The sequence below is a fragment of the Mesorhizobium sp. CC13 genome (genome assembly GCF_039907765.1).
Lineage (GTDB): Bacteria > Pseudomonadota > Alphaproteobacteria > Rhizobiales > Rhizobiaceae > Aminobacter.
The window spans coordinates 283226-292157 of the sequence record NZ_JARDJI010000004.1 but is presented as its reverse complement, the minus strand read 5'-3'; the positions used below and the strand labels follow the sequence as shown (position 1 = coordinate 292157).

General features: G+C 66.3%; 8 protein-coding genes. 1 reads left to right on the top strand and 7 read right to left on the bottom strand.

Annotated features, from left to right (window positions below):
• Nucleotides 1-183: 183 nt before the first annotated feature.
• From PV773_RS09290 to PV773_RS09265, 6 genes are all read right to left on the bottom strand, one after another.
• Nucleotides 184-1611, bottom strand: a complete 1428-nt coding sequence (locus PV773_RS09290; protein ID WP_347966076.1) for a gamma-aminobutyraldehyde dehydrogenase — start codon at nt 1609-1611, stop codon at nt 184-186.
• A 21-nt stretch (nt 1612-1632) separates the two neighbouring features.
• Nucleotides 1633-2448, bottom strand: a complete 816-nt coding sequence (locus tag PV773_RS09285; protein WP_340036600.1) for an ABC transporter permease — start codon at nt 2446-2448, stop codon at nt 1633-1635.
• A gap of 200 nt (nt 2449-2648) precedes the next feature.
• Nucleotides 2649-3617 carry an ABC transporter permease gene (locus PV773_RS09280; RefSeq protein ID WP_347966075.1) on the bottom strand — a complete coding sequence of 323 codons (969 nt, stop codon included), beginning with the start codon at nt 3615-3617 and terminating at the stop codon, nt 2649-2651.
• Nucleotides 3614-4612 (bottom strand): ABC transporter ATP-binding protein, encoded by a 999-nt coding sequence (locus tag PV773_RS09275; protein WP_347966074.1) that lies wholly within the window; start codon nt 4610-4612, stop codon nt 3614-3616. The genes PV773_RS09280 and PV773_RS09275 overlap by 4 nt, the downstream gene beginning before the upstream one ends.
• A 219-nt stretch (nt 4613-4831) precedes the next feature.
• Nucleotides 4832-5992 (bottom strand): ABC transporter substrate-binding protein, encoded by a 1161-nt coding sequence (locus PV773_RS09270; protein WP_347966073.1) that lies wholly within the window; start codon nt 5990-5992, stop codon nt 4832-4834.
• Nucleotides 5993-6121: 129 nt separating this feature from the next.
• Nucleotides 6122-7033, bottom strand: coding sequence for a LysR family transcriptional regulator (locus tag PV773_RS09265; RefSeq protein WP_347966072.1), 912 nt, complete (start codon nt 7031-7033; stop codon nt 6122-6124).
• A 139-nt stretch (nt 7034-7172) separates the two neighbouring features.
• Between PV773_RS09265 and PV773_RS09260 the strand changes: the two genes are divergently transcribed.
• Complete coding sequence (locus PV773_RS09260; RefSeq protein WP_347966071.1) at nt 7173-7625, top strand: ester cyclase; 453 nt, start codon at nt 7173-7175, stop codon at nt 7623-7625.
• A gap of 3 nt (nt 7626-7628) precedes the next feature.
• On the opposite strand, the gene PV773_RS09255 is transcribed toward PV773_RS09260, so the two are convergent.
• Nucleotides 7629-8795: a dihydrodipicolinate synthase family protein gene (locus tag PV773_RS09255; protein ID WP_347966070.1), complete on the bottom strand. Its 1167-nt coding sequence runs from the start codon at nt 8793-8795 to the stop codon at nt 7629-7631.
• Nucleotides 8796-8932: the final 137 nt, after the last annotated feature.

The window sequence follows — 8932 nt, the reverse complement described above, 5'->3', positions numbered from 1 at the left end:
TGGTCGCCGAAGGCGACGAAAAGCCAATTGCTTGGCTTTTCGAACGACGAACGCCGGCAGGACAGAGGGGGGTGGGAAGGAATGAGAGCGGGCAGTTTGGTTCTGCCCCTCACCCGGCCGCTTCGCGGCCACCCTCTCCCCGAAAACGGGGCGAGGGGACAGCGTTCTTCTTCCACCTCGCGCCTACCCGTGCGCGATCATCACATGGCGGACGGCGGTATAATCCTCCAGCGCATAGACCGACATGTCCTTGCCGTAGCCGGACTGCTTGAGCCCGCCATGCGGCATCTCGTTGGTCAGCATGAAGTGGGTGTTGATCCAGGTGCAGCCATATTGCAGCCGGGCGGCGGTCGCCATGGCGCGCGAGATGTCCCTGGTCCACACCGAAGACGCCAGGCCGTAGTCGCTGTCGTTGGCCCAGCCGACCGCCTCGTCGACATCCGAGAAGCGGGTCACCGAGACCACCGGGCCGAACACCTCGCGGCGGACGATCTCGTCCTCCTGAAGGGCGCCCGCCACCACCGTCGGCTGGTAATAGAAGCCGCCGCCGTCGCCCGGATGTCCGCCGGTGGTGATGTCGATGTGCTTGAGCTCGGAGGCGCGCTCGACGAAGGAGGCGACGCGGTCGCGCTGGCGGCGCGAGATCAGCGGCCCGATCTCGTTCTCGGTGTCGTCGGCCCGGCCGTAGCGGATGGTCGAGACGGCCGACGACAGGTCGGCGACGAGCTTGTCGTAGATCTTCTTGCCGGCGTAGACGCGGCAGGCGGCGGTGCAGTCCTGGCCGGCATTGTAGTAGCCGAAGGCGCGCAGGCCGGTGACCACCGCATCGACATCGGCATCGTCGAAGACGATGACGGGGGCCTTGCCGCCGAGTTCGAGATGGGTGCGCTTGACCGACTTGGCCGCCGCCTGCAGCACCTTCTTGCCGGTGGCGACGTCGCCGGTGATCGAGATCATGCCGACCTTGGCATGGTTGATCAGCGTGTTGCCGACGCTTTCGCCGCGCCCGAGCACGACGTTGACCACGCCCTCGGGCAGTACGTCGGCGAGGATCCTCGCGAGCTTCAGCGCCGTCAGCGGCGTCTGTTCGGAAGGCTTGAAGACGACCGTGTTGCCGCCGCCGATGGCGGGCGCCAGCTTCCAGGCCATCATCATCAGCGGATAGTTCCACGGCGCGATGGACGCGACGACGCCGACCGGGTCGCGCCGGATCATCGAGGTGTGGCCGGGCAGGTATTCGCCGGCGACGAGGCCGGGCATCGAGCGCACCGCGCCTGCGAAGAAGCGGTAGCAGTCGACGATCGCCGGGATCTCGTCGTTGAGCACGGCGTTGATCGGCTTGCCGCAGTTGAGCGCCTCGAGGCGGGCGAATTCGGCGGCCTCGGCCTCGATACGGTCGGCGATCTTGAGCAGGTAGCCCGAGCGCTGGGCGGGCGTGGTCTTCGACCAGGTCACGAAGGCCTTTTCGGCGGCAGCGACCGCCGCCTCGATCTGCGCCGGCGAAGCCTCGGGCAGGTTCAGGATCGTCTCGCCGGTGCGCGGGTTGAGGATCGCCTCCTCGGTTTCGGTTCCGCGCTCGAACTTCGAGCCGATCAGCATTTGGGTGTCCATGTGAGCTCTCCCTTTCGAATCTTATTTGCCGGCTCCGGCGATCTGGTCGCCTTCGCGGGTCAGGTAGTAGGCGGCGAGGATCGGCAGCAGCGTGACGAGCACGACGACCATGGCGACGACGTTGGTGACCGGCCTCTGGCGCGGCCTGACCAGTTCCTCGAGCATCCAGATCGGCACGGTCTCCTGCTGGCCGGCGGTGAAGGTGGTGACGATGACCTCGTCGAAGGACAGCGCGAAGGCGAGCATGCCGCCGGCGAGCAGCGCCGTGCCGATGTTCGGCAGGATCACGTGCCGGAACGTCTGGAAGCCGTCGGCGCCGAGGTCCATCGAGGCCTCGATCAGCGAACCCGAGGTGCGGCGGAAGCGGGCGACGGCGTTGTTGTAGACGACCACGACGCAGAAGGTCGCGTGGCCGAGCACGATCGTCCAGAACGAGAACGGGATCTCCGCCAGGCTGAAGGCCGAGCGCAGGGCGATGCCGGTGATGATGCCGGGCAGGGCGATCGGCAGGATGACGAGCAGCGAGATCGCCTCGCGGCCGAAGAACCGCGTCTGGCTGACGGCCGCGGCGCAGAGCGTGCCGAGCACCAGTGCTATCGTCGTCGAGATCGCCGCCACCTGCACCGACAGGCCGAGCGCCTGCCAGACGTCGGGCCGTCCCCAGGTCACCCCGAACCACTGGGTGGTGAAGCCCGGCGGCGGCCACTGGTAGCTCTTCTCCTCGGTCGTGAAGGCGTAGACGAAGATGAGCAGGATCGGCAGGTGCAGGAAGGCGAGCCCTGCGGCAGCCGCGATCTTGAGGCCCCGCGGGGCCGATTGCGAACGGTCAGAGCGCATGGGCAGCCTCCTGCGCCATATGGTCGACCCCCACTCCGGTTTGCTGCGCAAACCACCTCTCCCCCGATCGACGGGGGAGAGGAAGAGGCGATGGCGCGCTCGGCGCCCTTCCTCTCCCCCGGGCAGGGGGAGAGGTGTCGACCCCGAGCTTGTCGAGGGGACGACGGAGTGGGGGTGCTTCCACCGAACAGAGAATGGGCTCACAGCGCATCGAAGGCTCCCATGCGTTTGGCGCCCCAGAGGTAGAAGCCCATGATGACGATGGGCACCACTGTGAAGGCGGCGGCGAGCGGGATGTTGCCGGCGGTGCCCTGCTGGGCGTAGACGGCCTGGCCGATGAACAGCCGCGACGTGCCGATGATCTGCGGGATGATGTAGTCGCCGAGCGTCAGCGAGAAGGTGAAGATCGAGCCGGCGACGATGCCCGGCAGGGCGAGCGGGAAGATGACGTTCCTGAAGGTCTGGCCGGGCGAGGCGCCGAGGTCGGACGAGGCCTCGACCAGGTTGCCGGGCACCCGCTCGAGCGCCGCCTGGATCGGCAGGATCATGAAGGGCAGCCAGACATAGACGAAGACGATGAAGGTGCCGGTGAAGGAGACCGACAGCGAGTTGCCGCCGACGATCGGCAGCGACAGCCAGCCGTCGAGCAGCCACGACAGCTGCAGCTTGGCGAACAGCCAGGTGAGGATGCCTTCCTTGGCGAGGATCAGCTTCCAGGCGTAGACCTTGACCAGGTAGCTCGACCACAGGGGCAGCATGACGCCGAGATAGAACAGCGCCTTCCAGGTGCCGCGGGCATAGCGCGCCGCGTAGTAGGCGATGGGGAAGGCGATGGCCGCCGAGGCGAGCGTCACCAGCACCGCCATCGTCACCGTGCGCACGATGATGTCGACATTGGCCGCCTGCAGCAGGTCGCCATAGGTCTTGAGCGTGAACTCGCGGTTGATCAGGCCGGAATATTCGTCGATCGAGAAGAAGCTCTGCGCGAGCAGCGCCAAGAGCGAGCCGATATAGACGATGCCGAGCCAGAGCAGCGGCGGCGCGAGCATGAGCAGGAGGAGCAGCCCGGGCCGGCGCCAGAGCAGGTCCGACAGCGCCCCGGCGATGCCGCCCCGCTTGGGCAGGATCGCGGCGGTGCCGGTGGCGCCTGTCACGGCCTCGACGCTCATGCCTGCTCCTCCATGAGGTGGAGCTGGTCGCGGCTGAAAGCGAGCACCACATGCTCGCCGTCGTCGGGGACAGAAGCCCCAGCGGGGAGGGAGGCATGCAGCCTGAGCCCGTCGGCATCCAGCGCGAGTTTGGTCGCGGCACCCAGATAGTGGCGCGACAGCACGCGGGCGGCAACGCCGTCGCCGCTCGCCTGGCGCATCACGCGGATTGATTCCGGACGCAGGCTGCCCCAGCGGCGCTGGCCCGCGTGGCGCTGCACGAAATCCGGCGGCAGCACGTTGGACGAGCCAACGAAGTCGGCGACGAAACGCGAGGCCGGGCGCTGGTAGATCTCCTCCGGCGTGCCGACCTGCATGATGCGGCCGTCGTTGAACACGGCGACGCGGTCGGCCATCGACAGCGCCTCGCCCTGGTCGTGCGTGACGAAGACGAAGGTGATGCCGAGCGCCTTCTGCAGCGCCTTGAGCTCTTCCTGCATGTTCTCGCGCAGCTTGAGGTCCAGCGCCCCGAGCGGTTCGTCGAGGAGCAGCACCTTGGGCTTGTTGACGAGGGCGCGGGCGAGCGCCACGCGCTGCCGCTGGCCGCCCGAAAGCTGTCCCGGCTTGCGGCCGCCGTAGCCGGGCAGCTGCACAAGCTTGAGCGCATCTTCGGCCTCGCTCAGGCGCTGTTCCTTGCCGACGCCCTTGACCATCAGCCCGTAGGCGACGTTGTCGAGCACGTTGAGATGCGGGAACAGCGCGTAGTCCTGGAACACGGTGTTGACGTTGCGCCGGTAGGGCGGCACGCCCTCGGCGCGTTCGCCGAAGATCGAGATGCTGCCCGACGTCGGCTGCTCGAAGCCGGCGATCAGCCTGAGACAAGTGGTCTTGCCGGACCCCGACGGCCCCAGCATGGCGAAGAACTCGCCCGGCTTGATTTCGAGGTCGACCGCGTCGACGGCGCGCACGGCGCCGAAGTGACGCGAGACTTTCTGGAATGAGACAGCTGGGGTCATGTCGTTGTCCGACTCTTCAGATGCAGAGGGGCGCCGCCCCTCATCCGCCTGCCGGCACCTTCTCCGGTCGAAACCGGGAGAAGGGCAAGGCGATGACATGGCCGACCTCCCCCTTTTGGGAAGGTCGCGCCGAAGGCGCGGGTGGGGGTAGATGCGCCATGTGGCGCACCCACGCCCCGACGCTACCGTCGTCCCGTCCCGCAAGGGGGAGGGTAAGGCTCAGCGGCCGCCGATCACGCCGATATAGTCCGACACCCAGCGGTAATAGGGCACGCACTGGTCGTTCTGGCTGGCGCATTTCGACACCGGCGTCTTCCAGAACCTGATCTTGGCGAAGTCCTCGAAGCCGTTGGTCTTGCAGCCTTCCCCGCCGAGCAGCTCGTTGTCCTTGCAGGCTGCCGGCACGGCCGGGTTCGAGCCGAACCAGGAGGCGAGATCGCCCTGCAGCTTCGGATTGAGCGAATGCTCCAGCCACATATAGGCGCAATTCGGATTGGCGGCCTCGGCATGCATCATGGTGGTGTCCGCCCATCCGGTGGCGCCTTCTTCCGGGATGGTCGAGCCGATGGGCTGCTTTTCGGTGCCGAGCAGGTTGACCTGGAACGGCCACGAACTCGACGCCACCACACCCTCGTTCTTGAAGTCGTCGATCTGGATCATGGCGTCGTGCCAGTAGCGGCCGACCAGCGTGCGCTGCTGGCGCAGGAGGTCGAGCGCCGCCTTATACTGGTCCTCGTTGAGCTCGTAGGGATCCTTGATGCCGAGCTCGGGCTTGTGCGCCATCAGATAGTTGGCGGCGTCAGCGATGTAGATCGGGCCGTCATAGGCCTGGACGCGGCCCTTGTTGGACTTGCCGTCCGGCAGCGTCGATTCCTCGAAGACGACGCTCCAGCTCTTGGGCGCTTCCTTGAAGACGTCCTTGTTGTACATCAGCACGTTCGGCCCCCACTGGTAGGGCACGCCGTAGTGCTTGCCGTCGACGGTGAACCAGGGTGCGTCCTTCAGGCGTTCGTCGACCGTCGACCAGCTCTTGATGAGGTCGAGATTGATGGGCTGGACGCGCTTGCCGGCGACGAGCCTGAGCGACGCGTCGCCCGAGGCGGTGACGAGGTCGAAGCCGCCCTCGTTCATCAGCGCCACCATTTCGTCCGAGGTGGCAGCCGTCTTGACGTTGACCTTGCAGCCGGTCTGCTTCTCGAACTCCGTGACCCAGTCGTAGTTCTTGTCGGTCTCGCCGCGCTCGATATAGCCGGGCCATGCGATGATGTTGAGCTGGCCTTCGCCCTTGCCAACCTCCTTCATCATCTCCTGCGCCAAGGCCTGACCGGAAAAGCTGCACGCCAACGCAATGGCCGTGCAGGATTTCAGAAATGATTTCATGTCGATCCTCCCATCAGGGACCGCTTCCATCGGCGGTGTTGCCCTGGATGAAGGGTGCTGCGAAAAGCCCGGTTTCGCAAATTCATTCGAAAGATGGGAGATATCGGTTTTTCCGATACCTATCGCTCGTCAGAACTTCTGGCGGACCGTGCGCTGGGCCTGGGCGATGCCGATGAAGTCGCGCGCGGCGGCCGGCAGCGATGAGCCGCGCCGCCACACCATGCCGACCTGCACGACCGGGAGCGAGCCCGACACGTCACGGGATTCGATGCGGTCGCCTTCGAGCGACCACGGCCGGTAGACGAGGTCGGGCAGCAGTGCCACGCCCGCACCGGTCGCCACCAGCGAGCGCACCGCCTCGACCGAGCGGGTGCGGAAGGCGACATGCGGCTTGGCGCCGATGGCCGAAAGCAGCTTGCCGGTGTTCTCCTCGATCTCGTCGACCGACAGCATGATCAGCGGCTCGTGGGCGATGTCGCCGATGCTGATGATCTCGGCGGAGGCCAGCGGATGGCCGAGCGGCAGCCAGAGGCGATAGGCCGAGACCTCGAGGATTTCCGACTGCAGGGCCATGCGGTCGCGCAGATTGGAGGTCACCATGACGGCGACGTCGAGCTTGCCGCCGACCAGGAGGTGTTCGAGATAGTCGCCATTGTCCTCGATGGCTGTAATGTCCACCGCGGGGTGGGCGCGGCGGTAGCGGGCGAGCAGGTCGGACAGCACGTACCCCGCGACCAGCGAGGTGACGCCGAGCTTGAGCTGGCCGGTGGTCGTCGCCTGGCCACCGAAGAAGGTGCGCCGCGCGTCCGAGACGTCGGCCAGGATCTTGGTGGCGTGGCGCAGGAACTGGTGGCCCTTGTGGGTGATGTTGAGGCCGCGCGGATGGCGCTCGAACAGCTCGACGCCGAGATCGGCCTCCAGCTCCTTGATCGCCTCGGTGACCGACGATTGCGAGATCGACAGGTTCTGCGCCGCGCGCGAGATGGTGCCCTGCTCGGCGACGGCGACGAAGAACTGGAGCTGGCGAAGTGTGAAGGCCATGGCGCGGACTAAACAGGGCGGGAAGGGTTTTGGGAAGAGGGCGGGCCATTCCCTCGCAGTTCCGGCGGCAGTAAGAATGAATGCAGGAAACGAATGGAGGATCGCCATGCATCGCCGCCAGTTTCTCGCATCCGCGGCCATGACCGCCGTACTTGTCGCCGCGACACCAAGCTGGGCCCAGGGCACGCCGCAGGCCGTCGTCGAGGCCTATCTCGCCGCCTGGAACGCGCATGACTCGGCCAAGGCGGCCGAGCATTTCGCCGACACTGTGGTCTATTACGACGCCTCGGTCGGCAAGCCCGTCGAGGGCAAGGAGGCCGCCAAGACCGGCGTGATCGACAATTTCCTGAAAGCCGTGCCGGACGTAGTCTGGAAGATGAAGGGCGAGCCCGTCGTGCAGGACGACCGGGTGTCGTTCGAGTGGGAGTTCTCGGGCACCAATTCGGGCGACTGGTCCGACGGCACCAAGGCGACGGGCAAGACGTTCTCCATCACCGGTGCCTCGATGTTCTCGGTCAAGGACGGCAAGATCGCCAGCCAGAGCGACTATTACGACGCGCTCGGCTTCTACAAGCAGCTCGGGCTGATGTAGCGCTCAGGCGATGCCGTACTGCGTCATCAGCGCCGTCATGCGCGCGGCGGCGAGGTCGGGCCGGTCGAGCACGTTGGCCCGGTCGGCGAGGCGGAAGATGTCGGCATAGTGGAGCGCGCCGCGCGCGGACTGCATGCCGGCGGGCATGGTGAAATGGCTCTGGTGGCCGTTGAGCCAGGCGAGGAAGACGACGCCGGCCTTGTAGTACTGCGTCGGCGCCTCGAAGATTTTCCGCGACAGCGGCACCGTCGGCTCGATGGTGCCGCGGAAGGTGGCGAGATCGCCTTTCGCCAATGCGGCCAGCGCCTTCGAGGCTTGCGGCGCCACAGCGTCGAAGATGCCGAGCAAAGCGTGGCTGTGGCGGGTGCCGTCGCCCTCGATCAGGGCGGCATAGTTGAAGTCGTCGCCGGTGAAGCAGATCACGCCTTCGGGCAGGCGGCGGCGCAGCTCGACCTCATAGGCCTGGTCGAGCAGCGAGATCTTGATGCCTTCGACCTTGTCCTGATGATCGGTGATGATCGAAAGCACCGTCTCCAGCGTGTCCTCGAAACGTTCGCCGCCCCAGTAGCCCTCGAGTTCGGGATCGAACATGTCGCCGAGCCAGTGCAGGACAACCTTGTCTTTGGCCTGGCCGAGGATGCGGCCATAAACCTTGCGATAGTCGTCCGGGGATTTCGCCACATGGGCGAGTGCGCGGCTGGCCATCAGAATCGCGCGGCCGCCGTGCTTTTCGATGAAGCCGAGCTGTTCCTCATAGGCGGCGACCGCGTCGTCGAGCGAACGCGCGTCGCGTTTGTCCAACTGGTCGGTGCCGGCGCCGCAGGCGAGATCCGCGCCGGGTACGGTGCGCGCTTCCGCGAGCGAGCGGCGGATCAGCTCCTGCGCGCCGGCCCAGTCGAGCCCCATGCCGCGCTGCGAGGTGTCCATCGCCTCGGCGATCCGGAAGCCGAGCGACCAGAGATGATGGCGGAAGGCCATGGTCGCATCCCAGTCGATGGCCGGGCTGTTCCACGGCGTGGCATCAGTCCACGGGTCGGAGACGACATGGGCCGCGGCATAGGCGATGCGGTTGAAAACGGGGGCGGTCGCCGGCCGCTCGGTGGGCGTGCCGGAGAGCGTGTAGGTCTCGATCGAGCGGTCGGCTCGCGGAAGCTTCACTGGCCTGGCCATGGGTTCCTCCCCTGATCGGCTGCATCTCGTAATTTAGAACGTTCCAAATTTCAAGTTGGAATTTTGCGCTCGACTTCGCCGGGATGGCGCGATCGGCTCGAGTTCACGCAGTTGTCGGCGGTCGCGTTCCGGTTTGG